Source organism: Bacillus sp. AFS073361 (assembly GCF_002567005.1).
Lineage (GTDB): Bacteria > Bacillota > Bacilli > Bacillales > Cytobacillaceae > Neobacillus.
This window is the reverse complement of sequence record NZ_NUZU01000013.1, coordinates 53,527-80,301: the sequence shown is the minus strand read 5'-3', so window position 1 is coordinate 80,301 and position 26,775 is coordinate 53,527. Positions and strand designations below refer to the sequence as shown.

The 26,775-nt window shown below is 36.7% G+C and carries 31 protein-coding genes; 9 read left to right on the top strand and 22 right to left on the bottom strand.

What is annotated here, in order from left to right; translation table 11 throughout:
* Positions 1-50 precede the first annotated feature (50 nt).
* The 3 genes from COJ96_RS08315 (at position 51) to COJ96_RS08305 (ending at position 3,432) form a co-directional block, all read left to right on the top strand.
* Positions 51-563, top strand: coding sequence for a YjcG family protein (locus COJ96_RS08315; RefSeq protein WP_098572476.1), 513 nt, complete (start codon positions 51-53; stop codon positions 561-563).
* Positions 564-568: 5 nt separating this feature from the next.
* A complete protein-coding gene (locus tag COJ96_RS08310; RefSeq protein ID WP_098572475.1) occupies positions 569-991 on the top strand; it encodes a GNAT family N-acetyltransferase in 423 nt (140 codons plus the stop codon).
* Positions 992-1,128: 137 nt separating this feature from the next.
* Positions 1,129-3,432 carry a UvrD-helicase domain-containing protein gene (locus tag COJ96_RS08305; RefSeq protein ID WP_098572474.1) on the top strand — a complete coding sequence of 768 codons (2,304 nt, stop codon included), beginning with the start codon at positions 1,129-1,131 and terminating at the stop codon, positions 3,430-3,432.
* Positions 3,433-3,456: 24 nt separating this feature from the next.
* Here the strand turns inward: COJ96_RS08305 and spoVIF are convergent, their stop codons facing one another.
* From spoVIF to COJ96_RS08270, 8 genes are all read right to left on the bottom strand, one after another.
* Complete coding sequence (spoVIF, locus tag COJ96_RS08300) at positions 3,457-3,711, bottom strand: sporulation-specific transcription regulator SpoVIF (RefSeq protein WP_098572726.1); 255 nt, start codon at positions 3,709-3,711, stop codon at positions 3,457-3,459.
* A 169-nt stretch (positions 3,712-3,880) separates the two neighbouring features.
* On the bottom strand, positions 3,881-4,000 hold the full coding sequence (locus tag COJ96_RS08295) for a YjcZ family sporulation protein (RefSeq protein ID WP_098572473.1): 120 nt from the start codon (positions 3,998-4,000) through the stop codon (positions 3,881-3,883).
* A gap of 105 nt (positions 4,001-4,105) precedes the next feature.
* On the bottom strand, positions 4,106-4,462 hold the full coding sequence (spoVAE, locus tag COJ96_RS08290) for a stage V sporulation protein AE (protein ID WP_026566163.1): 357 nt from the start codon (positions 4,460-4,462) through the stop codon (positions 4,106-4,108).
* 4 nt (positions 4,463-4,466) lie between these two features.
* Positions 4,467-5,492, bottom strand: coding sequence for a stage V sporulation protein AD (gene spoVAD / locus COJ96_RS08285; protein ID WP_098572472.1), 1,026 nt, complete (start codon positions 5,490-5,492; stop codon positions 4,467-4,469).
* Positions 5,493-5,972, bottom strand: a complete 480-nt coding sequence (gene spoVAC, locus COJ96_RS08280; protein ID WP_098572471.1) for a stage V sporulation protein AC — start codon at positions 5,970-5,972, stop codon at positions 5,493-5,495.
* Between the two features lie 16 nt (positions 5,973-5,988).
* Positions 5,989-6,456: a sporulation protein gene (locus tag COJ96_RS08275; RefSeq protein WP_098572470.1), complete on the bottom strand. Its 468-nt coding sequence runs from the start codon at positions 6,454-6,456 to the stop codon at positions 5,989-5,991.
* A gap of 147 nt (positions 6,457-6,603) precedes the next feature.
* Positions 6,604-6,747 carry a hypothetical protein gene (locus COJ96_RS28515; RefSeq protein WP_180230021.1) on the bottom strand — a complete coding sequence of 48 codons (144 nt, stop codon included), beginning with the start codon at positions 6,745-6,747 and terminating at the stop codon, positions 6,604-6,606.
* An 82-nt stretch (positions 6,748-6,829) separates the two neighbouring features.
* Positions 6,830-7,186, bottom strand: a complete 357-nt coding sequence (locus COJ96_RS08270) for a DUF1360 domain-containing protein (protein WP_098572469.1) — start codon at positions 7,184-7,186, stop codon at positions 6,830-6,832.
* A gap of 131 nt (positions 7,187-7,317) precedes the next feature.
* On the opposite strand from COJ96_RS08270, the gene COJ96_RS08265 reads away from it, so the two are divergent.
* The gene (locus tag COJ96_RS08265; RefSeq protein WP_098572468.1) at positions 7,318-7,827 is read left to right on the top strand and encodes a CotY/CotZ family spore coat protein; all 510 of its coding nucleotides are present in this window, start codon (positions 7,318-7,320) and stop codon (positions 7,825-7,827) included.
* A 44-nt stretch (positions 7,828-7,871) separates the two neighbouring features.
* Here the strand turns inward: COJ96_RS08265 and COJ96_RS08260 are convergent, their stop codons facing one another.
* The 3 genes from COJ96_RS08260 to COJ96_RS08250 form a co-directional block, all read right to left on the bottom strand.
* Positions 7,872-8,384 carry a CotO family spore coat protein gene (locus COJ96_RS08260; protein ID WP_180230020.1) on the bottom strand — a complete coding sequence of 171 codons (513 nt, stop codon included), beginning with the start codon at positions 8,382-8,384 and terminating at the stop codon, positions 7,872-7,874.
* Between the two features lie 121 nt (positions 8,385-8,505).
* Complete coding sequence (gene fabI / locus COJ96_RS08255) at positions 8,506-9,276, bottom strand: enoyl-ACP reductase FabI (RefSeq protein ID WP_098572466.1); 771 nt, start codon at positions 9,274-9,276, stop codon at positions 8,506-8,508.
* Positions 9,277-9,376: 100 nt separating this feature from the next.
* Positions 9,377-11,233, bottom strand: a complete 1,857-nt coding sequence (locus COJ96_RS08250) for a monovalent cation:proton antiporter family protein (RefSeq protein WP_098572465.1) — start codon at positions 11,231-11,233, stop codon at positions 9,377-9,379.
* An 89-nt stretch (positions 11,234-11,322) separates the two neighbouring features.
* Here COJ96_RS08250 and prpE point away from each other — a divergent pair, with 89 nt between their 5' ends.
* Positions 11,323-12,060 carry a bis(5'-nucleosyl)-tetraphosphatase PrpE gene (prpE, locus tag COJ96_RS08245; protein ID WP_098572464.1) on the top strand — a complete coding sequence of 246 codons (738 nt, stop codon included), beginning with the start codon at positions 11,323-11,325 and terminating at the stop codon, positions 12,058-12,060.
* 31 nt (positions 12,061-12,091) lie between these two features.
* On the opposite strand, the gene COJ96_RS08240 is transcribed toward prpE, so the two are convergent.
* From COJ96_RS08240 to COJ96_RS08225, 4 genes are read right to left on the bottom strand one after another with little or no spacing between them, the layout of a single operon-like run.
* Positions 12,092-12,997 carry an RluA family pseudouridine synthase gene (locus COJ96_RS08240; RefSeq protein ID WP_098572463.1) on the bottom strand — a complete coding sequence of 302 codons (906 nt, stop codon included), beginning with the start codon at positions 12,995-12,997 and terminating at the stop codon, positions 12,092-12,094.
* Positions 12,998-13,015: 18 nt separating this feature from the next.
* Positions 13,016-13,810, bottom strand: a complete 795-nt coding sequence (locus COJ96_RS08235) for an NAD kinase (RefSeq protein WP_098572462.1) — start codon at positions 13,808-13,810, stop codon at positions 13,016-13,018.
* Between the two features lie 51 nt (positions 13,811-13,861).
* A complete protein-coding gene (gene yjbM, locus COJ96_RS08230) occupies positions 13,862-14,500 on the bottom strand; it encodes a GTP diphosphokinase (protein WP_098572461.1) in 639 nt (212 codons plus the stop codon).
* Between the two features lie 25 nt (positions 14,501-14,525).
* On the bottom strand, positions 14,526-14,888 hold the full coding sequence (locus COJ96_RS08225) for a UPF0738 family protein (protein WP_098572460.1): 363 nt from the start codon (positions 14,886-14,888) through the stop codon (positions 14,526-14,528).
* Between the two features lie 120 nt (positions 14,889-15,008).
* Between COJ96_RS08225 and COJ96_RS08220 the strand changes: the two genes are divergently transcribed.
* The 3 genes from COJ96_RS08220 (at position 15,009) to COJ96_RS08210 (ending at position 17,073) form a co-directional block, all read left to right on the top strand.
* Positions 15,009-15,605, top strand: coding sequence for a CYTH domain-containing protein (locus COJ96_RS08220; protein ID WP_098572459.1), 597 nt, complete (start codon positions 15,009-15,011; stop codon positions 15,603-15,605).
* Positions 15,606-15,806: 201 nt separating this feature from the next.
* Positions 15,807-16,217, top strand: coding sequence for a globin domain-containing protein (locus tag COJ96_RS08215; RefSeq protein ID WP_098572458.1), 411 nt, complete (start codon positions 15,807-15,809; stop codon positions 16,215-16,217).
* Positions 16,186-17,073 carry a ClpXP adapter SpxH family protein gene (locus COJ96_RS08210; RefSeq protein WP_098572457.1) on the top strand — a complete coding sequence of 296 codons (888 nt, stop codon included), beginning with the start codon at positions 16,186-16,188 and terminating at the stop codon, positions 17,071-17,073. Before COJ96_RS08215 ends, COJ96_RS08210 begins: the two co-directional genes overlap by 32 nt.
* 613 nt (positions 17,074-17,686) lie before the next feature.
* On the opposite strand, the gene pepF is transcribed toward COJ96_RS08210, so the two are convergent.
* The 5 genes from pepF to spxA all read right to left on the bottom strand — a co-directional run bounded on the left by pepF (position 17,687) and on the right by spxA (position 23,915).
* Positions 17,687-19,510, bottom strand: a complete 1,824-nt coding sequence (gene pepF, locus COJ96_RS08205) for an oligoendopeptidase F (protein WP_098572456.1) — start codon at positions 19,508-19,510, stop codon at positions 17,687-17,689.
* Between the two features lie 142 nt (positions 19,511-19,652).
* A complete protein-coding gene (locus tag COJ96_RS08200) occupies positions 19,653-20,849 on the bottom strand; it encodes a competence protein CoiA (protein ID WP_098572455.1) in 1,197 nt (398 codons plus the stop codon).
* A 101-nt stretch (positions 20,850-20,950) separates the two neighbouring features.
* Positions 20,951-22,465 carry a cardiolipin synthase gene (gene cls, locus COJ96_RS08195; protein WP_098572725.1) on the bottom strand — a complete coding sequence of 505 codons (1,515 nt, stop codon included), beginning with the start codon at positions 22,463-22,465 and terminating at the stop codon, positions 20,951-20,953.
* A gap of 79 nt (positions 22,466-22,544) precedes the next feature.
* Entirely contained in the window at positions 22,545-23,216 is a 672-nt protein-coding gene (gene mecA / locus COJ96_RS08190; RefSeq protein WP_098572454.1) for an adaptor protein MecA, read from the bottom strand.
* Positions 23,217-23,519: 303 nt separating this feature from the next.
* Complete coding sequence (gene spxA, locus COJ96_RS08185; RefSeq protein WP_026566143.1) at positions 23,520-23,915, bottom strand: transcriptional regulator SpxA; 396 nt, start codon at positions 23,913-23,915, stop codon at positions 23,520-23,522.
* A gap of 562 nt (positions 23,916-24,477) precedes the next feature.
* Here spxA and COJ96_RS08180 point away from each other — a divergent pair.
* A complete protein-coding gene (locus COJ96_RS08180; protein ID WP_026566142.1) occupies positions 24,478-24,663 on the top strand; it encodes a hypothetical protein in 186 nt (61 codons plus the stop codon).
* A 68-nt stretch (positions 24,664-24,731) separates the two neighbouring features.
* Here the strand turns inward: COJ96_RS08180 and COJ96_RS08175 are convergent, their stop codons facing one another.
* A complete protein-coding gene (locus COJ96_RS08175) occupies positions 24,732-25,670 on the bottom strand; it encodes an ABC transporter ATP-binding protein (protein ID WP_098572453.1) in 939 nt (312 codons plus the stop codon).
* On the bottom strand, positions 25,671-26,765 hold the full coding sequence (locus COJ96_RS08170; protein WP_098572452.1) for an ABC transporter ATP-binding protein: 1,095 nt from the start codon (positions 26,763-26,765) through the stop codon (positions 25,671-25,673).
* Positions 26,766-26,775: the final 10 nt, after the last annotated feature.

The window sequence follows — 26,775 nt, the reverse complement described above, 5'->3', positions numbered from 1 at the left end:
AGACAAGTTTAACACAGCCATTATAAGTTCATCTAAATGGAGGTATACGTATGAAATTTGGAGTTGTTATTTTTCCATCAAAAAAACTACAGGATTTAGCTAATTCCTATCGAAAACGTTATGACCCGCATTATGCTTTAATTACGCCGCATCTAACATTAAAAGATGCATTTGAGGCGTCCGAAGAAGAAGCGAAAGAATATGCTGATAAATTAAGAAGATTAGCTGCCCATCACCAGGCATTTACACTAAAAACTTCGAAAATCAGCTCATTTAAACCCGTAAACAATGTTATTTATTTTAAAGTTGAAAAATCGGACGAACTAACCGCTTTGCATAACGAAGTTAATCAAGAATTTACCGAGCAAAACTTAGAATATGCATTTGTTCCGCATATTACCATTGGTCAACAGCTTTCCAATGATGAACATTCTGATGTATTTGGCTCCCTCCGTATGACAGCGATTAACCATGAAGAAACGATTGATCGTTTCCATCTTCTTTATCAATTAGAAAATGGTTCCTGGACTGTTTATGAAACATTTCGTCTTGGAAAGGAATAGTTTAAGTGAATGTAAAGATTGTTGAAAATCAAAAAGAACTTGAAGATGCTTATTTTATTAGGAAAACTGTTTTCGTTGAAGAACAGGCTGTTCCACTTGAAGAGGAAATCGACTCCTTTGAAAACGATGCAAAACATTTTGTCATGTACCATGAAGGATCACCAGTTGGTGCTGGCCGCTTTCGTTTCGTTGATGGTTATGGAAAAGTCGAACGAATCTGTGTCTTGAAAGAGGCAAGAAAAATAGGGGCCGGAAAAGCGATTATGAATAAGATTGAAGCCTATGCACGTGAAAATGATATTCATCAATTAAAGCTTAATGCCCAAACCCAGGCCATTCCATTTTACTCGGGACTTGGTTACGAAGTTGTTTCAGAAGAATTTATGGATGCAGGAATCCCACATAAGACGATGGTGAAAAAAATATAACCTCATGAAGCACTTGACGCGGCAGCGTTAAGTGCTTTTTTGGTAATTCCATCAATGTCAAAGAACCTCTTTTAGTTCTTCCAAGGTTTTGATATGATAGAACATGTCTTGATTTTTGGATATAGAGGATAAAAATTATGAAAACAGCGATTTATCAAAATCAGAAAATTGTCCTTGAGCAATTAAGCAGGGAGCAATATCAGAAAATATTTCTTGCCGGAAAAAATGGTCATTTAAGTTGTCCAATCTGTAACGAAAACGTTCGCTTATTTTTAGGTATACACAAGGAACCACATTTTTTCCATACACATTCACCTGAAAAACATTGTCCAGAGCCCGAAATCGTGATCGACGTCAAGGCTGATATACAACCAACTACTGAATTGAATGGATTTAGCATCCCAAAGGGTAGGACGATTATAAAAACCCCGCAATTAATTGACAAATTCAATGCCGCCAAAACAATTGAATATTCCATTCCCTTTAGCCTGCCAGATAAAAGCGCTCAGGAGGAACTCCCACCTTTTTTACAACAACTTGCAGGAAGTGGAGTTGTTCTTGATGAAAGTCAGGCTGCAGCTGTCAAAGAGACGGATGGCTCACTGTTGGTACTTGCTGGTGCCGGAAGTGGTAAAACTCGGGTATTAACAGTCCGAACAGCATATATGCTGGCTGAAAAACTCATCGACCCGAAAACGATCATGCTTGTCACTTTCACATCAAAAGCGGCAGCAGAAATGAAGCATCGGCTGCTTTCCTATCCACAAATAAAACGCGATAAAATTAATCAACTTGTTACTGGTACTTTTCACAGTATTTTTTATCGCATCCTGATGTTCCACGACGCACATAATTGGTCATCAAACAAACTATTAAAAAAAGAATGGCAGCGTGACAAAATCCTGAAGGAAGTTGGAAAAGAACTTGATCTATCTGAAAAAGAGTTTGCTTATGATTTAGCTCTTCAGCAAATCGGCCTATGGAAGAACTCTCTGCTAATGCCAAATGAAGTGAAGCCCAATTCTGATTGGGAAGAAAAAACCGCCTTTTTATATAAAAAATATGAGGACTATAAGAAAATAGAGGGACTGTTTGATTTTGATGATATGTTGATTGGCTGCTATCATCTGTTTATCTCATCCCCCTCCCTGCTTGACCAGTACCAAAATCGTTTTCATCATTTTTTAATTGATGAGTTTCAGGATATAAATAAGGTCCAATACGAACTCATTAAACTATTATCTGCAAAACATAAAAATGTTTGTGCAGTTGGTGATGATGATCAAGCCATTTATTCATTTAGAGGAAGTGACCCAAGTTATTTACTACAGTTTGAAAAGGATTTTCCCAATGCAAAAATGGTCACACTTGATCAAAATTATCGATCTTCACATGAAATTGTTTCCTCTGCAAACCAGATGATTGCTGCGAATAAAATCAGAAGACCAAAGAAAATGAAGGCACAGTTTTCTTCAGGAGCACTTCCAAAGTTATTTTTTCCCTATAATGAAGAGGAAGAAGCAACGATGGTTATCACAGATATACAAGAGCGTATTTCTAATGGAGCAAACCCTTCCGACTTTGCCATTCTCTATCGAACCAATGCCGGCTCGCGTGCGGTGTTTGAAAGATTGGCCGGCTCTAACCTTCCATTTAAGATTGACCTAGATGCAGAAGCTTTTTACGATCGTTATATTGTTAGAAGCGCCCTTTCCTTTCTAAAGGTGAGCCTAAATGAGGATGACCCACAGGCTATGTCTGAGATATTACCTTTGTTATTTCTAAGGCAAACGGTCCTTAAAGAATTAAAAGCACAAAGCATCTTGAAGGATTGCAGTCTGCTTGAAGCGCTTAGCCACATAACTACCGCTCATGCTTTTCAAGAAAAAAAATTAAAAAAAGCGGTCACGATTATTCGGGGATTGAAGCATTCATCCCCACACTCAGCACTTGAAAAAGTCGAAAAAGATATAGGCTTCCTTGATTTTTTAAAAAAACGGGGTAACGAGTCAAATAAGCTTGAAAAAGGCTCTGACGATCTAAAAGACTTAAAAGTGGCTGCAAAAAGCTTCGATAAAATTGAAGCGTTCCTTGCTCATGCAGAACATATGTCGGCAATGAACAAAGAAATTAAAAATTTAAGTAAACATTTTCATGAAGCTATTAGTCTTAGTACGATTCACCGCTCAAAAGGTCTCGAATATAAAACGGTTTATATTGTCGGTGCTGTCGACGGCAGTTTACCGCACGATTTTGCACTGGAAGCGTATCGAAATGGCGACTTTACTGCACTTGAAGAAGAAAGAAGATTATTTTACGTAGCGATGACTCGAGCTAAAGATCAGCTTTTTATCTCCGTTCCAGAAAATAGACGAGGCAAAAAGGCACATCGCTCGCGCTTTATAGCGCCCCTTAATAAAAAGAAGAAGACCACTTCCTAATTTAGGAAGGAGGTCTTCTTCTTTTTATTTTTTATTAATCATATTAGAGATTGTATTAAGATCCAGTTGCTTTCCATCATTAATAATGGATTTAACAATTTGATCTTCCATTTCTTGACTTACCGGTTTATTGGCAATTTGAGAAACACGACGAATTACATTGCGGACAGTTTTTTCATCCTGAAAATTGGCGCTTTGTAATGAATTAGCTAATTCAAAGATATCTTTCATATTCACGCCTGTTTTCTTTTCAATGTTTTTAAAAAATCCATTATCCATATTCAAAGATCACGCTCCTTCATAAACTACTTCTATTGTATGAAGGATGGGTAATTTGGTGAATAAAATTGGAAAAGCGTACGTGCCTCTAGGCACTATTCAGTAAAAAAAGTGAAAGGGCTGGCTTCTTTTTCAGGCCAACCCATTTCCCTATAGCAAGCACTACCTATTAATAGAAGCTTGCACCAACGATGATTAAAAGGATGAATAATACGACGATTAATACAAAAGTTGAACCGTAGCCAAATCCACCGCCGTAACCGTAACCACAGCCGCCATATCCAAACATAGAATGTCACCTCACTTCTGTAATCTCATTAATAACATATGAAATTACATTCTACTGTGTGTAGGCGCGACATCTATTTCAGTAAATTGGATTCAAAAGTTTAGTTTAACCCTTAGGTTTAAATATTAATGCACCGATAAATCCGAAAATAATCGCTGCTGAGACTCCAGAGCTGGTCACTTGAAACATCCCAGTCAACACGCCAATAAGGCCATGTTTCTCTGCATCCTGCATGGCTCCATGAACTAAGGAATTACCAAAACTGGTAATTGGAATGGTAGCACCAGCCCCAGCAAAGTCAACGAGTGGTTCATAAAGTCCGAAACCATCTAATACAGCGCCAATTACCACGAGCAAACTCAGTGTATGGCCAGGAGTAAGCTTGGCAACATCAAATAAAAGCTGCCCAATTACGCAGATTAGCCCGCCAATTACAAATGCCCAAAAAAACATTGCTAACATAGGATCACCCCTTATCTTCGTTCATTTCAATGGCAACAGCATGTGCAATACATGGAATGGATTCGTTTTGCTGAAAGCTGAGCGGGGACAGCAATGCACCTGTTGCGACTACTAAAATCCGTTTATATGTACCCTTTTTCAATTGGTTCAATAAATGTCCGTACAAGACTGTTGCTGAGCATCCAGCCCCACTTCCTCCAGACTGCACCGGCTGATCATCCTTATACATTAATAACCCACAATCTTGGAATTGTCCTCGTTCTAATTCGAGTCCACTTTTGTTTATTAATTCAAAGGCTGTATCATGACCGACCCTGCCTAAGTCTCCTGTAACAATCAAATCATAATAGGAGGGGTCTAATTGCAAATCACGGAAATGAGCAATAATGGTATCGGCTGCGGCAGGAGCCATCGCCCCTCCCATATTAAAGGGATCTGTTAATCCCATATCAATCACTTTTCCGATCGTAGCCGCGGTTGTAACCGGAAATACCTGCCCAGGTTCATTAGGCTGCACAAGTGCCACGCCTGCTCCTGTTATCGTCCATTGTGCAGTCGGCGGTTTTTGACCTCCATACTCGGTTGGGTAGCGAAACTGTTTTTCTACCGCTGCATTATGGCTCGATGCACCTGTCAGGACGTAATTTGCTCCCTGGTAATTTACAACAAATGAAGCCAGTGCCAACCCTTCCATGGATGTAGAACATGCACCAAATAGACCGAAATAAGGAATCTGCATGGTTCTTGCGGCAAAACTTGTTGGTGTTATTTGATTAATTAAATCTCCAGCAAATAAAAATTGGATCTGTTCCTTTTCCATATTTCTTTTATTTAATGCTGTTTTAATCGCCTCTTCTAATAGTAACCGGTGTGCTTTTTCATATGTTTCCTTCCCCATCCATAAGTCTTCATATAGTAAATCGAAATCCTCTGCTAAATTACCATTGGCTTCAAACGGTCCACCAGTAACTCCGGTAGAAGTGATCATTGGCCGATTTGTAAAAATCCATGATTGGTGCCCTTTTAACAATTACAATACCCCCCAAATCACCAGCAGGGTCTTAATCAGTGCCACAACAAATGCCGAGAAAACACCGAAGAGTATGACTGACCCTGCAAGCTTAAACATATTTCCACCCACTCCTAAAACAAAGCCTTCTGTTCGATGCTCTATTGCTGCAGATATTACTGCATTTCCGAAGCCTGTAACGGGCACAGCACTCCCTGCCCCTGCAAATTGTCCAAGTCGATCGTATACTCCAAATCCAGTTAGTAACATAGACAAAAATACCATGGTTGCTACCGTTGGATTTCCTACACTCTGTTCAGTAAAATCAAAATAATAAATATAAAAATAACTGATGGCTTGACCGATCACACATATTATACCGCCAACAAAAAATGCTTTTATACAGTTCTTCAGAACAGGTCGTTTAATTTCATGCTTCTGTTGAAGTTGTTGATAGTTGCGCTGCTGGGGTGTCATATTTTTTTGTTTACTCGTTGCCATCTATTTTCTTCCTTTCTTACTTCAATTCTTTTGTCATCTTAACGATTTCGTTAAAACGTTTTTCAGCTTTCTTCCCTGTATATTTTGAGGATTTCATTTTCTCATCAAGTCTGACTGTTTCTAGAAAAATTTTATAGTCACTTGAGATTGTAAAGTTTTCATCTGGATATTTTCGTTCCAGCATTTTGTTGATATTTTTTTCAATTTTTTTCATTTTAAATCGATATAAATGTTTAACTTTATAAACAACTAGTGTATCTTTCTTTCCTTCCACAACAGCCACATCATATAATTCTGGAAACGAGCTGACATCCTGCTCAATGTCTTTAATCTGATCTTTACTTTTATTCTTTTGTGTTACGATTGGGCTAGGATTCGTTTTTTTCATAAGTGTTAATTGGCTATCCGTAACCTGTTGGTTTTGGTCACAGGAGGAAAGTAACATTAAACAAGCAAGTAAAACCCATCGATGAGTAGCTCTCATATGATTCCCATCCCTTGTTCCATTTTATATTTACCGCTACTATATAGTGTTTTCGACAATGATTAAAATTATGAGGAATAACTTTTATTTTATCTTTTGTTTAAGAAAAAATAAAAAACTGCCAGCTAATCTGACAGTTCCTCTTACTTACTTTGAAGTTTTTTTCCCGCAGCCACAACCTGTTCCTTTTTGCTTTATCGATTTTGATGGTTGATACATGTTAGTTGATTGTGACGATTGAATTGATTGTGAATACTCAGTTGATTGAGCTCTCCTTTTCTTTTGACTCATGATACTCTCTCCCTCGCTCTTAATACTATGTCCACTGCTATAGAATATGAACAACCTATAATCCTTGTCTCAGCGAAAAACACTATTTTTCGATAAAAAACTGCACAATCGACTCCATTATGGATGCACATCCCGCAACCGCCAATATTAAGATAATTGGAAACGAAAAGTCCGGGAATAACATTGATAAACAAACAATTCCAATGGAAGTCCATATTCCTGTACACCAATAACAGCTAATAAGTTCTCCAAAAAATTTTTTAACTCCCTTATCTTTCGGTACGTAATAAACTTCCATTTCTCCGTACTCATTTTTTTCTTTTATTTCATTGAAAAACGGAACCCGAATAAACTCGGTAATCTTATCAAAAACAAGTAACCTTGTCAGCCTAAAGCTCGCCAGCGATAGTAGAAGTAAGTTTAATAAGGTTATTTTCATTTTAGAGGATCCTTTCAAAGAGCTTTTCTTAGCCTAATTTGCTTAAATAAGGCGATTGTCCGTGTCCCAAGAGTGCTCTGTGAAATATGTTAGTATTGTAAGATAAATATCGGAATAAGGAGGAAAAATAAATGGGTTGTGGAAATAATCATGATTTTCGTCACGGGAATTGCGTTTGTGAAGTCGTTCGTGCCATTAAGGACATCCAGGACAATGCAGTTGAAGAAGACGAATGCCCTGAGTGTTCCAGTTGTTTTGCTGAGCCCCTCGGGTCATTGGTGTCTCCCGTAAGGAGAGATCCTGTCGATACTCGCGTATTTGTATTAAGTACTGCAGATGGCTCTCCATTCCATGCATTCTTTAGTAACGAAAATAATGCATGTGTGTCTATCTACTTCCGTGTAGAAGATGTATTTGATAATTGTTGCGCTACACTTCGTGTGTTAGTACCAGGACGCCGCGAAGGTGGTACTTTCTGTCCAGTTAACTTGGTTTCAGGTGGAGATAAATGCTGTATCAACCTTGATAAAGTTTGTCAAGTTGAACGTTTCCGCGCAAGTAACGACTGTATTACAGTTGACTTAAGCTGCTTCTGTGCAGTGCAATGTATTGCTGATGTAAACTTAGGAATTTGTAACTAAAAATGTAGCCAGTCGGTAAAACGGCTGGCTTTTTTATGTTCCAACTATTTCCCTATTCCAATCAAGAGGATATTTGTAAGTTCATGTACGGGCACAGTTTTAGTTGTTTTATCATGAAAGCGAATGGTCACATCTTGACCATCGTAATCGATCAGATACCCTTGATAATTATTTTCCTCCGTAACAAAAACACATGGAGCAGGCGGGAGGACCTTTGGATAGTTCTTTAAATATTCTATGCGTTCTTCTATACTCATTTCTTTAAAAGGCTTAACCCGCTTAAAAGATGTAAGCTGCCTTTTTTGAGGTGGTTTAGATGCTGTACCCTGTGAATTCTTGTGTGGTTTTGTAGATGGATTCTCTATTTTAGATCCTATCTCTTTTTTTGCGAGAGAAATTTCTTTATTATTATTTTCTTCATTTAACGGCATTTCTTTCTCTAGGTCCACTAGTAGTTCCTGTTTTGCAGTGAATATGTCCTGCATGTTCATGGCAGGAGTTCTTGAAAACGGTTGATGTATATAGAGTAGTGGTCCATTGCTCTTTTTTGTCGACATGCTCAGTACCTCCATTTACGTAATCCTACAATTATATTTATGCGGAATGCCTAATCGCGTTCATACGAAAACTAAGAAATTTCTACATAAAAAGGCCCGCATTATTTGCGGGCCTTCAAAATTATAGGATATGGTATCCAGAATCAACGTGAATGTTTTCTCCAGTAATTCCTCTTGATAGATCACTGAAAAGAAACACGGCAGTGTCTCCCACTTCTTCTGGAGTGGTTGCTCGGCGTAATGGAGCTCTTTCTTCAATTTCTTTTAAGATGGAATTAAAATCACTTATTCCTTTTGCGGATAAAGTACGAATTGGACCTGCAGAAATCGAATTAACACGAATGTTTTCTTTACCAAGGTCTGCAGCTAAGTAACGAACACTGGCATCAAGAGAAGCTTTAGCTACTCCCATAACATTATAGTTCTGGATGGCACGTTCGCCGCCTAAGTATGTCAATGTGACAATACTTCCTCCCTCAATCATTAATCCTCTTGCTTCTTTCGCTACAGCTGTTAAGGAATATGAGCTGATATTGTGAGCAAGCAAAAAGCCCTCTCTAGTTGTGCTTAAATATTCCCCGCTAAGTTCTTCTTTATTTGCAAATGCGATGCAGTGTGCTACTCCATGAATGGAACCAACTGATTCTTTGATTTCAGCAAAGCATCTTGCAACTTCTTCATCGTTTGTCACATCACATGGTAATACAAGTGTCCCTTCGGCTTCCAACGAACCTGCCAGTTCTCGGACACTGCTTTCTAACCTTTCACCTGCATAGGTAAAAATTAATCTTGCTCCTGCATTGTGCAATGAGCGGGCAATTCCCCACGCGATACTGCGTTTATTGGCTACACCCATTACTACGTATGTTTTTCCAGATAATGAAAGGTTCATATAAAAAAGTCCTCCTACAATTACACATGATATTAGTACTTGGTACTAATTTTACACTAATTTGTCATAAATGAAAAGTTTCCCTTTTTCAAAAATAAATTCAGGTTTCGCAGAATTCCAATTCTCTTTTCAACTCATCAACATATTCCTTCGAGCCTGTAACGATTAAACGGTCATTCATCTCTAGTTCTGTATCTCCATGCGGAACGATGGAATCCTTTCCCCGAAAAATTCGGACAAAAATAATATCGCCCGTAAACGGAAACCTCCTTATTGACATCCCATCAAATTGGCTATTCAGCATGACAATTTCATAAAGTCCTGTCTCTTGATTGGTAAGTATATTGATTAGGGTTGGAGATTCAATCAATGCCCGAAGTAATACTTTTGTCGACATAAATGTAGAAAATACCTCTACATTATGTCCTCGTAAGTTTTCCTCTATATCTGGACTTTCAATTCGCGCAATAACCCTAGATACTCCCCTTTCTTTCGCAACAACGGACAATGCTGCATTCACCTTCTCATCACCAGTTGATAATACGACAACTTCTGATTGAAAGACTTTTGTATTCTCCAACGTTTCGAGTGAATAATCTTGAATTTCAACGATATCAAATAGTGAATCGGCAATTTGTTTTTCTGATTTCTCCATTCGGGTATGATAAAGGATTGGATCATACAGTCCTGACTTTAATTCTCGTGAAACAGGCATTGTTGTCTGATTGGCACCTAAGAATGCTATACTAACTGTTTTATTTGCAACCACTTCTTTAGGAAATAACTTTTTAAAAACAATGGGTGTAAAAATAGAGGTGATTACTGCCACTAAAATTAGTGTTCCACTCATCTCCGCTGATATGACTTCTAGTCTTTCTCCAATTGTAGCAGCCGCAATGACCAGTGAAAGAGTAGAAGTAAGCAAAAAGCCAGACGCAATGACCGTTTTCAAATCATACCAAATTTTTAATAAGTAAACTGGTAAGAGTTTTGAAAAAAGCAACCCTACTAATAAAAGCGGTATTAATAACAAAAGCTTTTTTTCACTAAAAAGCGACCAAATATCTAAATTTACTCCTACCATCACAAAAAAGATAGGAATCAAGAAGCCATACCCAAAAGAATCTAACTTATGTACAAGCTCTTGGTTGGGTGCTAACAGGGATACAAGTACTCCTGCTAGAAAGGCTCCTAAGATATTTTCAGCACCCACGGTTTCAGAAAGCCCCACTAAAACAATAATTAGTGTAAAAACTGCCCTGGTTCCAATTTGGACGGTCCCCGTTGACAAAGATTCAATAAATGTACGATTTTTAAATCTTTTTCCAAGAAAATAAAGAACGATACCAGCCGCAAACAAAATAAGTAACAGCCACGTATTCCCATGTCCTGATTCATTTAACGAAACAAACACAGCGAGTAAAATCATGGTCACTAAATCTGCAATGACCGCAACCAATAAAATAATTTGGCCGATTACAGTTTTCATCAAATGGGCCTCTTTCAAGGTTGGAACCACTACACCCAAAGATATCGTCGAAATGATTAGCGTCATTAAAAAGGCATTTTCAATAAAACCTGCCATGACAAAGACAATGGATAGACCGAGAGAGAAGATAAAAACCCCTGCAAAGATTAGTGACGCCACAACAAATGAATTGGGCTCCTTTTTACCATTTGGAAGCACCTTTCGCTTATTTCCTCCAGCAAAAGCTTTAAAATCGATTTCAAGACCGCTTAAAAACATAAGAAAAATAAAACCAAGTGTTGATAAGGTGGAAAGCCAAATGTCTTTATGAACTACATCGAAACCACTCTTCCCTATGACAAGTCCCATAATTATTTCAGCGACCACTACAGGGATAAAATTCAATTTAAATCGATGTAAAAAAATCGGGGTGATAAATGCCATTGTTACTACAATTAATAATGAAATAACTGAAACATTTTGCTCCATAATATGACTCCCTTCAATCATTAGGTAGGAATTCTTTTTATAAAATCCAACGCTTCGACTAAAAATATGGTGGACAAGGAGTTGATCCAATGAAAATTGATGTAATCGGTGATATCCATGGATGTTTAGCAGAATTTAAGGAACTCACCTTAAAGCTTGGCTATAAATGGGAAAATGGAATCCCCCTTCACGAAAACAGAGTACTTGGTTTTTTAGGTGATTTAACAGACCGTGGACCTGCTTCACTACATGTAATCGAAATTGTTTGGCAGTTGGTGATGAAAGAAAAAAAGGCTTACTACACACCAGGGAATCATTGTAATAAATTATATCGTTTCTTCCTAGGCAACAAAGTTCAGATTGCACATGGGCTAGAAACAACCGTTGCTGAGTATGAATCATTATATAAAAAAGAACAGCAATCCATTCGAAAAAAATTTATTGAACTCTACGAAAACGCTCCACTCTATTTAGTATTAGACAACAAGAAGCTTGTTATCGCGCATGCAGGGATTAAACAAGAATTTATCGGACAATCCCATGGAAAAGTTAAGGATTTTGTTCTTTACGGGGATATCACAGGGAAAAAGCACCCGGATGGTTCTCCAATTCGAAGGGATTGGGCAAAGGAGTATCATGGTGAGCCATGTATCATTTATGGTCATACGCCAGTTAAAGAGCCAAGGTACATAAATAATACGTACAATATTGATACTGGCGCTGTCTTTGGCGGAAAACTTACGGCCTTAAGATATCCCGAAATGGAATTGGTGTCAGTTACATCTACTATGCCATATGTGGAGGAAAAATTTAAACAATTTGATTAGGAGTATTTCTAATACACAAAAAGGCTGCCTCTTAATCATGGAGGTCAGCCTCTAATAAGTTCAACATATCTTTAGGTAATGGAGCAGTAAATATCATTTCATCGTTTAAAAATGGGTGAATAAAGGATATTTTTTTACAATGTAGTGCCTGTCGATTTATTTGTGATACATCTCCTCCATATAAATCGTCTCCAAGTAAGGGATGCTTCAAAAAAGACAAATGAACTCTAATTTGATGGGTTCGCCCCGTGTCAAGCGTAAGTTCCAAATGCGTAAACCCATTATATCTCGCAAGAACCTGATAATGAGTACAAGCATATTTACCATCCTTACGAACTTCCCTCTCAATGATACTGTCATCTTTACGGCCAATAGGAGCCACTATCGTATCATTATCTTGTTGCATTTCCCCCTCGGCAAATGCCTCATATGTCCGCTTAACTTGGCCGCTCTGCTGCATTAAACTAAACAAATGATGTACATGGCGGTGTTTAGCAATCAGGACAATTCCTGAAGTATCCCTGTCGAGCCGTGTGACAATGTGCGTAGTAGCTTGTAGACCGCAACACTGATAATAGCCAATCAGCGCATTTGCTAAACTCCCTACAGGATGTTCCCGCGACGGAATCGTGTTCATTCCTGCTGGTTTATTCACTACCAACAAATACTCATCTTCATAAAGAATGGGTAAAGGAATATTTTCGCCAGAAAGCCCCTCGCTCGGACTTTCACGAGGAAAAATCACCGTTAATTTATCTCTCCATGCTAAACGATAGCGGACATTTACTTCTTCTCCATTAACTAGGATATTACCACCTTTGAACTTTATATCTGTTAAAGCTGTTCGAGAAATTTCTTTCTCTTTTAAAAATTCCCTAACCAATTTTCCTTCATTGCTCTCACCAATGACCCACTTCATTTGAAATTGCTGAGACATTACATCGACACCAGCCTCTTAATCTGAAATAAAAGAATCATGCACTCTTTTCCAAAACGGAAATGGGCGGAAGCGAGCAAAGCGAATTTTTTCTTCCGGCACTCTAAATTGAATTGATTTAACATCCTTATGAAGCATTGTTAGATGGTCAATTGTTACCTGAAAATCTGATCGATTGACTGGCTTCAGCATACAATTATGGTGAGCTGGAAGAATTAGCGGCGAGCCAATCGTCCTAAAAACCTTGTTATTTATCGATGCCATCTCTGCAATTTGAAGGGCTGCTATTGATGGATGAATAATCGCCCCGCCAAGGGCCTTATTATAGGCCGTACTGCCTGAAGGGGTCGAAACACATAAGCCATCACCACGAAACCTTTCGAAATGCTGTCCACGAATCTCCACGTCCATAACTAGTGTTCCCTCGACACTTTTTACAGTTGATTCATTTAAGGCAAGATACCTTGATTCCTTTCCAGCATGAGAATAACGAATTATGACCTCTAACAGGGGGTATTCGACAACCTGATACGGTGTTTTCGCAATCGCAATCACTAGTTTCTCAATTTCATCTGGAATCCAATCCGCATAAAATCCAAGATGTCCGGTATGAATTCCAACAAAAGCAGTTTTATCTAAACGGCTGCTATAGCGATGGAATGCATAAAGAAGTGTACCGTCACCACCAATGGAAACAACTATATCAGGTTGGTCTTCATCGTATATAAGATCGAAATCAAGTAAATACGTCCTCATTTTGTGCATTAATATATTTGATTTTTGATCTCCTTTTGATGTAATCGCAAATTTCATAAATTATTGGCTCCTTATGCGAATGGCTTTTCAATCGACGATCGTATTTGCTCAATCCTTCTCTTCTTGTTTCAATTCTTTCTTCCTTGTAAAAAAGGCCTGGGCATCTTGAATTTCACCACGAATTAATGACATTTCCTCATCTAAACGAAATGCAGCTTCAGCTGCTCTCTGCAGCCGCATTTGAATGTCACTTGGAAATAGCCCTTTGTACTTATAGCTCAATGTATGTTCAATTGTCGCCCAAAAATTCATTGCGAGCGTTCGTATCTGAATTTCCGCAAGGATATTCTTTTCACCATGAATGGTTTGAACAGGGTAGCGAATAACAACATGATACGACCGATAACCACTTGTTTTTTTATGTGAAATATAATCTCTAACTTCAACGATTTCAAAATCATTACGATTTTGGAGTAAATCGACAACTGTGTGAATGTCATCAACAAATTGACACATAATGCGCATTCCCGCAATATCCTGCATTTCTTCTTCTAGTCTTTCAAGTGGTATCCCTTTTTGATTTGCCTTATCAAGGATACTTGCAATGGGTTTAACTCTTCCCGTAACGAATTCAATCGGTGAATGAGTAGCATCAAGTTCGAACTGACCTCTCATCCCCTTTAATTTTACTTTTAACTCTGAAACTGCCTGTTTATAGGGGGCTAGAAATTGGTCCCAATGCTTCATGTTTTCACCTCTAAGACAAGTTATGTTAAGAAAATACGCTCTCTACTTTTGTAACCATTTCTTTCCCATAATTACTATTACCCGAAATATTAGTTAGCACATAATTAAATTCATCCTGGAAGTTTTCTAGTTCCTTTTTCTCTTCCTTGAAAGTAACCCAAACAGGTAATTGTTTTTCATTTGCAATCTTTAAGTGCGGCCAGAATTGTTCATGTAGAACGATATATGTATAATCATCTTTATCTTCCATTAAATAAATGAAAGAAAATTGGTCAGAATCTACAAGAATCTGCTCTCCAGGAACCAAATCAAGGATGCTCTCATTTGTTTCTAACATTAGTTTTTCTTCAATTATGTATGACTTTTCGATTAAAATACTTTTCTTCATTGTTTATACCTCCATTATTCACCACCTTATTTTAGCATAATTCACGATTTCTCCCAAGGATGATGTTGAGGTTAGAAAAGAGCTAATAAAGATGATCCCTTTAGAAAGGTTGATGAAAACATGACGCAAAATATTGAAATTGAATTTAAAAATATCCTAACTAAAAATGAATATGAACGATTGCTTAGGTTTTTCAAGGTGGATAAAAATCAAATTTTCAAACAGGAAAACCATTACTTTGATACACCAAATTTTTCTTTAAAGAGTAAAGAGACTGCACTAAGGATTCGTAAAAAAGGTTTAAACTACGAAATGACTTTAAAACAGCCAGCAACGGTCGGTCTTCTAGAGACCAATCAGACAATCAGTGAAGATGATGCACAATTGGCCATTCGTACGGGAAAACTTCCAACAGGAATCATTCAACGTCTTATAGAAGAAAGTGAGGTCCCTTATTCAACAATTGAATACTTTGGTTCATTAATAACAGAACGAGTTGAATTTGAGTATCAGCAAGGATTATTGGTATTGGACCATAGTATCTATCTAGATACAGAAGATTATGAATTGGAATATGAGGTTGAAAACTATCAGAATGGAGAGAAACTCTTTATTGAACTTCTAGAACAATTTAAGATCCCTACTCGTTTAACAGAAAATAAAATTCGCCGTTTCTATTATCGAAAATACCTGCAATCAAATGGGAATGAATCTTAATTGTATTTAAATGTAGAAATAATTTAATTGGAGTTATTTTCAACTTCCTAATTCTTGCTTTTTCTATTAAGAATTGCTCATTTAACATACATTATAAATATGTTTAATTGACAAATTTCCATTTTCAAAGCAATTCATTTGAGATATGAAATATGCATTGATAAAATAAATCTACATACTACATTTAAGGGAGTTGGCAACATGATTGAAAGAAAGCTTTCACCATTTGAATCCATTGGTGAAGAAACATTACACCGTCTTGTGGACACTTTTTATGGCCTTGTTGCACAACATCCTGACCTAGCTCCAATATTCCCAAATCAATTTACAGAAATTGCTCGGAAACAAAAGCAATTCTTAACTCAATATTTAGGCGGTCCTTCATTGTATACTGAAGAACATGGCCATCCGATGATGCGTGCACGTCATTTGCCATTTCCAGTTACCCCTAAACGTGCCAAAGCCTGGCTTTCATGCATGTCACAAGCTATGGACAAAATAGGCTTGGAGGGTCCCTTAAGAGATGAATTTTTTTCACGACTTTATCTTACGGCACAACACATGATTAATACGCCTAACGATGGCGAGACAACAGGTGAAGATAGTGAATAGTTCAAAATCTTCGAGTGCAAAGCGGCAATGCAGTGATAAAAAGCCGATTGAGATTTACATGTTTATTGATCCTTTATGTCCTGAATGTTGGGCACTAGAGCCGATTTTAAAGAAGTTGCAAATCGAATATGGACGTTATTTTTCAATTAAGCATATTTTAAGTGGACGATTAGCCGATTTAAATATAAGTAAGAAAAAGAATTTTGAGAATATCGCTCAGGTGTGGGAGAAAACTGCTAGCAGGTCAGGAATGTCATGTGATGGAAGCCTATGGTTAGAGAATCCTGTCGATTCTCCCTACACTGTTTCCATTGCTTTAAAAGCAGCAGAATTACAAGGGCGACGGGCTGGACTCCGTTTTTTGCGGAGAATCCAAGAGGGATTATTTTTAGAGAAACTAAATGTTTCTAAACTTGAGGTGTTAAAAGATTGCGCTCGGAGCCTTGGTTTGGATGTAGAGGAATTCATGTATGATATCCATTCTGAAAGTGCAGCAAAAGCTTTCCAATGTGATCTGAAAATTACTTCAGAAATGGATGTACAAGAGATTCCTACCCTAGTATTTTTTAATGAAAATGTGGAGGACGAGGGAATTAAGATTACAGGTTCCTACCCATATGAGGTATATGTCCAAATCTTAGAAGAAATGCTTTCTGAAAAACCAATCCAATCTCCTCCGCCGCCTTTAGAAACGTTTTTGAAATTTTTTAAATTTGTAGCATCAAAAGAAATTGCTGTTGTTTATAATATGTCGATTTCACAAATTGAAAAGGAAATGAAAAAACTTCTTTTAAAGCAAGTGGTGGAACAAATTCCAGCCAAGTATGGTACATTTTGGAGATATATCGAACAATGAAGCATGCCGTATAACGGCGTGCTTTATTTGTTTCAATAGCTCTGTATAACTAACCTGTTTATTTCCGCGCCTTCCGATCCAATCAACAGGATGCCAAAATAATAAACAATAAACTTTAACATAGCCTTTTTAATAAACAAAAATGCCTTGCAGATTTTACTGCAAGGCATTTTTCTATTATACGAACAAAGGGGATGGGAGAAATTTGTCACTGTCAAACAAAGGGGTTTGTGTTTGTTGTGATCAACTTCATGTATATAATATAGCATGCTATTCTTAAGTGCGGCAATAAGTTTGTGTTTTATTTCACATAATTGTCAAATTATCATAAATTCATGGAATGGACAATAGACATAGGAGTAAGAGTAATGAAAACTCACTTTTATGAGGGGAGCCTGTTTATATGAGAAAATTCCCTTTAATGCTTATGATTGTTTTTATTTTAATTGCCTTCTTTCTTCAAATCCTTGCTTTGTTAAAGATTTTCCCTTTATTGTTAAGTATCCCCATATTATTTGTTTCAATATTTATCTTCGTTAATTATCTTAACGATCGGAAAAAATTTAGAGGATTTTAAAAAGGGATGGCAGCCAGTTTGGCACCATCCCTTTCATTATGCTTGAGTTAATAATTGCTCTAATTCATTCAATTTTTCTTCAAAAACCTTACAAGCATTTTTTATTGGCTCTGCACTAGTCATATCAACTCCAGCTTTTTTCAAAACCTCAATCGGATAATCTGAGCTTCCTGCACTTAGGAAGTCAATATACCTTTTCACCGCAGGTTCGCCTTCTTCTAAAATTTGCTTGCTAAGGGCTGTAGCTGCACTAAAACCAGTTGCATACTGATAAACATAATAATTGTAATAAAAATGTGGAATTCTCGCCCATTCTAATCCGATTTCCTCATCAATCACAATATCTTCTTCGCCAAAATATTTTTTATTTAATGCGTAATAACTTTCAGTTAATGCCTCAGCAGTTAAGGCTTCATTATTTTGTGCTTTTTGATGGATCATATGTTCAAACTCAGCAAACATTGTTTGACGGAACACGGTCCCTCTAAATCCTTCTAGGTAATGGTTGAGTAAGTATATACGTTTTTGTTCATCATCAATTGTTTTTAATAAATAGTCGTTTAAAAGTGCTTCATTACATGTCGAAGCCACCTCGGCAACGAAAATTGAATAATTGCCGTAAGGATACGGTTGTGATTTTCGAGTATAGTAACTGTGCACGGAATGGCCAAATTCATGGGCAAGCGTAAATAAGTTATTTACATTATCCTGCCAGTTCATTAGAATGTATGGATGTGTCCCATATGCTCCTGATGAATAGGCGCCGCTCCGTTTTCCTTTATTCTCATGTACATCAACCCAGCGATTTTCAAAGCCCTCAGTTAATATTTTTGAATATTCCTCACCTAGGGGGGCTAATCCTTTAATGACTAAGTCCTTCGCTTCTTCGTATTTGATTTCCATTTTTACATCTTTAACAAGAGGTGTAAATAAATCATACATATGAAGTTCATCAAGTCCGAGTACATTTTTTCGAAGCTTTATATATCGATGTAATAAATGAAGGTTGTCGGTTACCGTATTTACAAGGTTATCGTACACACTTTCTGGGATATTGTTAGCAGAAAGCGCAGCATGTCTAGCTGAATCATACTTTCTTACTCGTGCATTAAAATTATCCTTCTTCACATTGCCGCTTAATGTACTTGAAAATGTATTTTTAAAATCACCATATGTCTTGTATACAGCTTTGAAGGCATCGTGTCTTACCCGTGGGTCTTCACTTTCCAAAAAGCGAATATAGCGCCCATGGGTAATTTCGACCTCAGTACCATTTTCATCTTTAATAGATGGAAATTCAAGGTCTGCATTATTCAACATCCCAAACGTATTACTAGAAGCATCCATTACCTCGCTGGCTTCTGCCAGCAATGCTTCCTGTTCTGCCGTGAGGACATGTGGTCTTTGCAGATTAATTTCAGCTAGTGCATGCTCATAGAGCTTTAATTCTGGTTTTTCACTTAAGAAACTAGTTACTTGGCTCTCATCTAAAGAAAGAATTTCAGGAACAATAAAAGCTAGTTGGCTGGCAGCTTGTGAATACATATTTTTCATTCTGTCATCCAGGCCTTGATAAAAAGAGTTTGTTGTATCCTGGTCATAGCGCATATGCGAATATGTATACAGCTTTCCAATTCGTTCTAACAGTTTATCTTGAAATTGAAGCGCCTTATATAGCGTCTCTGCACTTTCACCTAATTTCCCTTCAAATTCTTTAATTCCTGGGATTTGACTTTTTACTTCTTGAAATTCCTTTTCCCATTCCTGATCATTCGAAAAAATATCTTCTAATTTCCATGTATCTTGTTCAGGGATCTCACTTCTTGCAGGCAGTGATTTTATTGCAGTTTCATTTGCCATCCTTCATCCTCCATTCTATATTTACCTGTGATAGGAAGTATCATTACATAGTATTCTCCTTATCTTTCCAATCTCCTTTTAGCAATTCACAGAAAGGAAACTATTTACACCTTTTATAGTATGCCCTTCTGTTAGTTTTCATTTATCTATTCGATAGGAAACGCTGATATTTTTGAAAAAATAAAACCTTTGCTTCTTCTTTTTCGCGATTTGTCCTAGGAATAAATATTTTCTGTTTCAATTGAAATGTGCTTGCTCCCATTTTCGTAATAATACCTAATTGCTCTAACAATAAAAGGTAATCAAGTATCACATATACCGATTTCCCTGTTTTAACCTGTGGTAAATTTCTTAAGACAATTTCTTTTCTACGGATCCTTTTATTGAAATGGAAGGATACTTCCTGCAGGGTTATTAAATCACCAATATTCTTGTTGTCAATACAATCAATAAATAAGTAGGTTTGCCATATAATCGGTGAAGTTTGAATGACTAACGAATGAGGGATTGGAAGGCCAATTTCAGGTGGCAGCAGGAAGAGATTAAGGTTTCTTTTATAAATTTCATGAAGAAATGAATGATGCTGTTTACTAGGATGTAAGGTCCAATTAAGAAGAAATTTTTCTATTTGCTTGTTCCAACTAGAAAAATCTATTTGTTTGTTGTTCTTTGGTTCTAATAATTCATTCATGTTCATTTTTCGGATTGGATAAAAAGTATGATGAGCGAAGGCATTTTTTATCGAGTAAGGGGAAATGGATCCAATAAAATGAAATTGCTGTTTTTCAGGGCAATAGGAAGGTATATAAAACATTCCTGCAGTAGATGTTCTTAAAAATAGGTATTGAAAGTTGGACAAAGTAACCATATTATTTCTTTTCGTATGGATTTGGCTGCTAGATATAATCCATATGGGATGATATCCGTTTTGAAGATATGAATTGGTCCTTTTGATAAGTGTACTTTCTGGAATCGTTGAACATTGATACTCTAATGCAAATTTCTCTCCATTAAACTTGAACATTATGTCAGGTCTCTGCTGAATCTCTTTATCATAGTACTCTAATATTGAAGGGATCTTTTGTTTCACCAGCCACTGATACAGTTGACGTTTGCCCTCCATGTGATAAATGGATTCATTCTCATAAAAATCATGACAAACTCCGCCTTGCTTATGGGCAAAATGAAATATGCGCTGATCGCCTAATTTGAGCAAAACGCTTTCCCCACAAACAGGGCAAAAAAATTCTTCCTTACTGCGAAGTTCTAAAAGAAAATCTTTTTTGTAATCAAGGCCAAGACAGATACATTCACCCATTTTTGTTTGAGCCGTTAACAATTATTCCACTCCTCCTTTCTCTATCTAAATTCGTCAAAATTCGATAAAAACCTTTTATAACATAAAAAAAACTCGCCAATTTTGACGAATTTTTTTATAGTTTAGAGCAATGGCGAAAGTAGTCTCGCCGTCGATTCCAGTACCTTAAAACCAAGATGTCTGCCATCAAAGGTTTCTTTATCCAATTGTTTAGAAAATTCAAGGTCATTTAAATATTCCTCAACGAGCTGTTGTGTGCTATTTGTACGGAATAAGAAAGCATTTACCTCGAAATTTAAATGGAAACTCCTCATATCCATATTGGATGTACCAATCGAGGCCAATTCATAATCAACAATGACAATCTTACTGTGCATAAACCCCCGCTCATATTCATAAACTTTAACCCCTGCGTCCAAAAGTTCTGGAAAGTAAGACCTTGATGCATGAAAGACAATCCGTTTATCCGGTTTATTTGGTACAAGAAGTCGTACATCAATGCCACTAAGTGCAGCTACTTTTATGGCTGAAAAAATGTCTTCATCAGGAATAAAATAAGGGGAGGCAATCCAAACTGATTTCTCTGCACTTGCAATCATGGAGAAAAAAATATTCTTAATCACACTCCACTCATTATCCGGTCCTCCAGCAATGAGCTGTACCCCGCCATGACTTTCATGATCAATCTGAGGTGATAGGTATTCGGCCGTTAAGAAACTGTGATTGGTCATATAATACCAGTCTTGTAAAAAAATTAACTGAAGCGTTCTTACTGCCTCTCCTCGAAGCATTAAATGAGTATCACGCCAGAACCCTATCTGTTTATTTCTCCCCAGATATTCATCTCCAATATTTAGCCCGCCTACAAAGCCGATATTTCCATCAATGATGATCATTTTACGGTGATTACGGAAATTAAATTTATTATTTAAAAACGGGAGTTTTACAGGTCCAAACGTGACCATTTCAATCCCCTCATTTTTGAGTTCACTAATATAAGATTTTGAAAGCTGCCAAGAACCCACTGCGTCATATAAAAAACGTACCTTAACACCTTGATGGGCTTTTTCAATCAGTAGATTTTTAATTTCCTGCCCAATATGATCGTGACGAACAATATAATATTCCAGATGGATATGATGTCTAGCCTTTTTTAATTGCTCAATAATATGCTGAAAGGTTTCCTCACCGTTTGTTAATATTTTTGTAGCAGTGTCAAAGGAGATTGGGCTATTCCCTAGTTTTTGAGCCAAGTTAAATAATTTCCCTTGATGTTCACCCATTAAACTAAGTTTTTCATCATTTCTCGGATCTTCTTCCCCTTCGACAGTCAAAAAAGCTTGCTTATCTAGGAAATATTTTTTTCTAAACATCTTTTCCTTACGATAGTTTCTTCCAAAGAGGAGGTAAAAAATAAAACCAACCAACGGAAAGCTGCCTAATACGACTAACCATGTAATCGTTTGTGTTGGATGGCGGCGGTTTTCAAGGAAAATTACAAAGCCTATGAATATGACCGACAGTGTAACAAGTACACTCAGGATTCCAAATATTCCACTAGCTAAACGATCCTTAAAGAAAAACCAAAGTATGGATAATACCAACAAAAATAGAATAACCCTTACCGTGTTTTTCAGTGTCCTCACCTGCCAGAATTTATTTCCAAAATAATTAATGCTAAAAATACCGATTTCAAAATTGAAATCGGTTCATTAGTTAGCGGAAATGTTTTCGTAATTCAACAAAAACATTATCAGAAATTATCTCTTTCCCATACTCTTGAATTCGATGTATCGTAAGTTGTGTCTCAAAACCGTATTCAAGCAAAATACTTAATATATCATCAATTTCATCTTCTTCAAATAAGTCTTCAGGAAATTCTGTAAATAGATAATATTTCCCCTCAAAATGATAAAGCCTTGTGACTAAGTCATCTAAACCTGCCCGATTAGATAAACTAATGACATCCTCAAAATCTCTAAAACCGATAAGGAATTCTAAGGTCTCTTCCTCATGCAATATATCTTCCTCATCTGTATGATTAGGATTGAAATGATGATCCAGAATCTCATCAATGTGATCATCAACCGGAAGATCTTTTAGTTTGTCATTTGGAATGGGTAATTCAAACTTTTGACCATCCTTTGATAGTTGTGCTTTAGTAACCAGGATTTCTAACCCTTTATCAAGTGCTTGAACTTGGATCCATAGAGGGCCTTCAATAACAAACTCTTCTTCATCATGAACTTCATCCATCATTTCCCAAAAGAGTTCTTCACTTCGTTCCCGATTGTACCAGATTTCCTCACGGTCAAAGCCTCGTTCTTCTATATCACCATATGAAATGTAAAATTTTACTGTATTTTCATTAATGCGTTCAATCTCCATCTAAACCTCTCCCTTCCGTTTGCCAGATTGAAGGGACTAAATACCCCCAAGCAGATACTGCCTTAGCATTTACTTATATCTAAAAGAATTATCAAAGGGCTAAAAGTAAATACTCGTGTACTTTATTTTATGATAAAAGTACTAATAAGGGAAATAAAAAAGGCTAAAATCTAAAAACCGTGATAATGCCTAAATTAGCAGTACGATATTCTTTTTATTGTAGCAAAGTCACACTGAAACTACAAATAATAACCTATAATTTTTAAATACAAAAAAAGACCTCCTAAATGAAGGCCTATTTATTTAATTAACCATTCGCTGTGCTTCGCGCAGCTGGAATGTTCTGACTCTTCTTGGAAGGAACCGTCTGATTTCATCCTCATTATACCCAACCTGTAATCGCTTTTCATCAATGATGATCGGGCGTCGTAATAGCCCTGGATTTTCTTTGATTAACCCAAATAAATCTTGTAACGGCATGGCATCCAGGTTAACGTCTAATTTTTGAAATGTCTTTGATCTAGTAGAAATAATTTCATCGGTACCATCTTCGGTCATTCGAAGAATCTCTTTAATCTCTTCCATGGTTAATGGTTCTGAGAAAATATTTCTCTCTGTGTATGGAATTTCATGTTCTTCTAACCACGATTTTGCTTTTCTACATGATGTACAACTTGGTGAAGTGTATAGTGTTACCATTCGATCTTCACACTCCTCTTTTAATTGAGACTATTATTTAATATCCATTATATTGAATCAAACGATTTGGTTATAATCAGGTAATACCAATTTCAATAATAATTATAAATAAGTAATTTATATCATTGATTATACACCACTGTTTCTTAAAAGGGTATCCCTTTTTCCAAAAAATATTGTTAGAGCAAAACATTCAAAAATTTCGATTATACTATATTAGACGAATAATTCACCTAAAAGTTTCATATTTTTTAATTAATTTATCTGTATTTTTGCACTCATAATTATTCATCTGTTATAATGTTCGCCTACAATAATTGATAAAACGAGGGTCTTCATGAAATAAATTACTTATAAGATTGAGTTACCCTACTTTCAAGAGAATTAAACCTTAAATCTATTCTCAATTATAAAATCGAAATGAAAACGCATTCATTTGGTTATTGAAAACTTGTCGATGTAATTTAATTTCCTCTTTAAATCAACGGTAAGTTCTTTTACAATAAAGTAGGGGATATTAAATTTGCACCACAAATATCTAATTAAGGGAGGGGTTATTACCATGGGCTCATACATATTGGATTTAACGATTGTTGCTTTATTAATTGTAGGAATCACAGCCTTAATGGGTGTTATTACGAACAGTTTTGGTGAGAAGGTATTCGGTGGTAAAAATCGAAGTGAATTTGTTGATGAAAGTGCCAAATACCAGACTGGATGGAAAACAGTTGGGGGAAATCGGAAATAAGAACCCTTAAATATTGCCATTAACAGGTAAAAAAAAACGATCTCAAAAGCGAGATCGTTTTTTTATGATTATCTAGATTGTGCTTGGTATTGTTTGAATTCTTTCTCAGAACATAATACAAAGTGACCAGGTGTAACTTCTCTAAATTCCACTGGTTCATTAGGATCGTAATTATGACTTGCCGGGTCATACGATTTCCGTTTACGAGTCCGTTCACTGATTGGATCTGGTGATGGAATTGCTGATAAAAGTGATTGTGTATAAGGATGAAGTGGGTTTTTATAGAGATCATCCGCAGATGCAAGCTCGACCATTTTACCAAAATACATAACACCGATCCGATCACTAATATATTTAACCATAGAAAGATCATGAGCAATAAACAGATAGGTCAAGCTCTTCTCTTTTTGCAGTTTTCTCATCAGGTTTACAACCTGAGCTTGGATAGAAACATCCAGTGCGGAAATCGGTTCATCAGCAATTATAAATTCAGGTTGAACAGCAAGGGCACGTGCAATTCCAATCCGTTGACGCTGACCACCACTAAACTCATGTGGATAACGGTTTGCATGCTCTCTATTCAAGCCCACGGTTTCTAGGAGCTCATATACTTGCTCCATCCTGTCTTCCTTAGACTTTGCTAAACCATGAATATCAATTCCCTCGGCAATAACATCTGCTATTTTTAATCTAGGATTTAAAGATGCATAAGGGTCTTGAAAGATCATTTGCATTTTTCGGTTGAATTCTTTTAATTGTTTCTTTGATTTTTTCCCATGAACATTTACTCCATCGTATAAAACTTCTCCACCAGTAGCATCATACAAACGGATAATTGTACGTCCTGTTGTGGATTTACCACAGCCTGACTCACCAACAAGGCCCATTACTTCACCTTTATAAATATCAAAGGATACATTATCAACAGCTTTTACTTCATTTGCTTTACCTTCATTAAAATATTGCTTGAGATTTTTGATCTCAAGTAATTTTTCATTTACAGCCATTTATTTCCCCTCCTTATTTTCAGGGAATGAAGCTTGACCAGCATTTCCGACTTTGACTAAATCAGCATTACCAGAAAATTGATTTTGCCGTCTTAGAACAGCAGCTGGCGGTTCGACTTTTGGTGCATCTGGATGCAGCAGCCATGTTGCAGCATAATGCGTATCCGACACTTTGAAGAACGGTGGTTCTTGCTCTAAATCTATCTTCATTACAAATGGATTACGTGGGGCAAACGCATCCCCTTTTGGTGGATCTAATAAATCTGGTGGTGTTCCCGGAATAGAGAATAGTTCATCATCTTGGGTATCCATATCAGGCATCGAACTAATTAATCCCCATGTATACGGATGCTTTGGATTATAGAAAATCTCATCAGCAGTCCCAATTTCAACTATTTTTCCTCCGTACATAACAGCAACACGGTCAGCTACATTTGCCACCACACCGAGATCGTGTGTAATAAAAATAATTGATGTATCAATTTTCTTTTGCAAATCTTTCATTAATTCAAGAATTTGTGCTTGAATGGTTACGTCAAGTGCAGTTGTAGGTTCATCCGCAATGAGTACTTTCGGGTTACATGCCAAAGCAATAGCGATAACAACCCTTTGTCTCATACCACCAGAGAACTGATGCGGATATTGATCCACACGTAACTCCGCCTTAGGAATACCAACTAGCTTTAATAATTCAATTGCTCTTTCCTTTGCTGCGTGTCTGCTCATGTTTTGGTGCTTAATAAGTGGTTCCATAATCTGGTTGCCAATTTTCATAGTTGGATTTAAAGATGTCATCGGATCCTGAAAAATCATTGATATATCTTTTCCACGGATTTTTTGCATGTCTTTATCTTTTAATTTTGTTAAATCCTTACCACCAAATAAAATCTGTCCGCCTTTAATCTCTGAATTGTGCTCAGGAAGTAAACGCATGATTGATTTCGTGGTTACAGATTTACCTGAACCAGATTCACCTACAATAGCTAAGGTTTCACCATTATATAAATCAAAACTTACGCCACGGATAGCTTTAACTTCTCCTGAAAAAGTATGAAACGATATATTTAAGTCTTTAACTTCTAAAATTTTCTCCATTTACATCCAC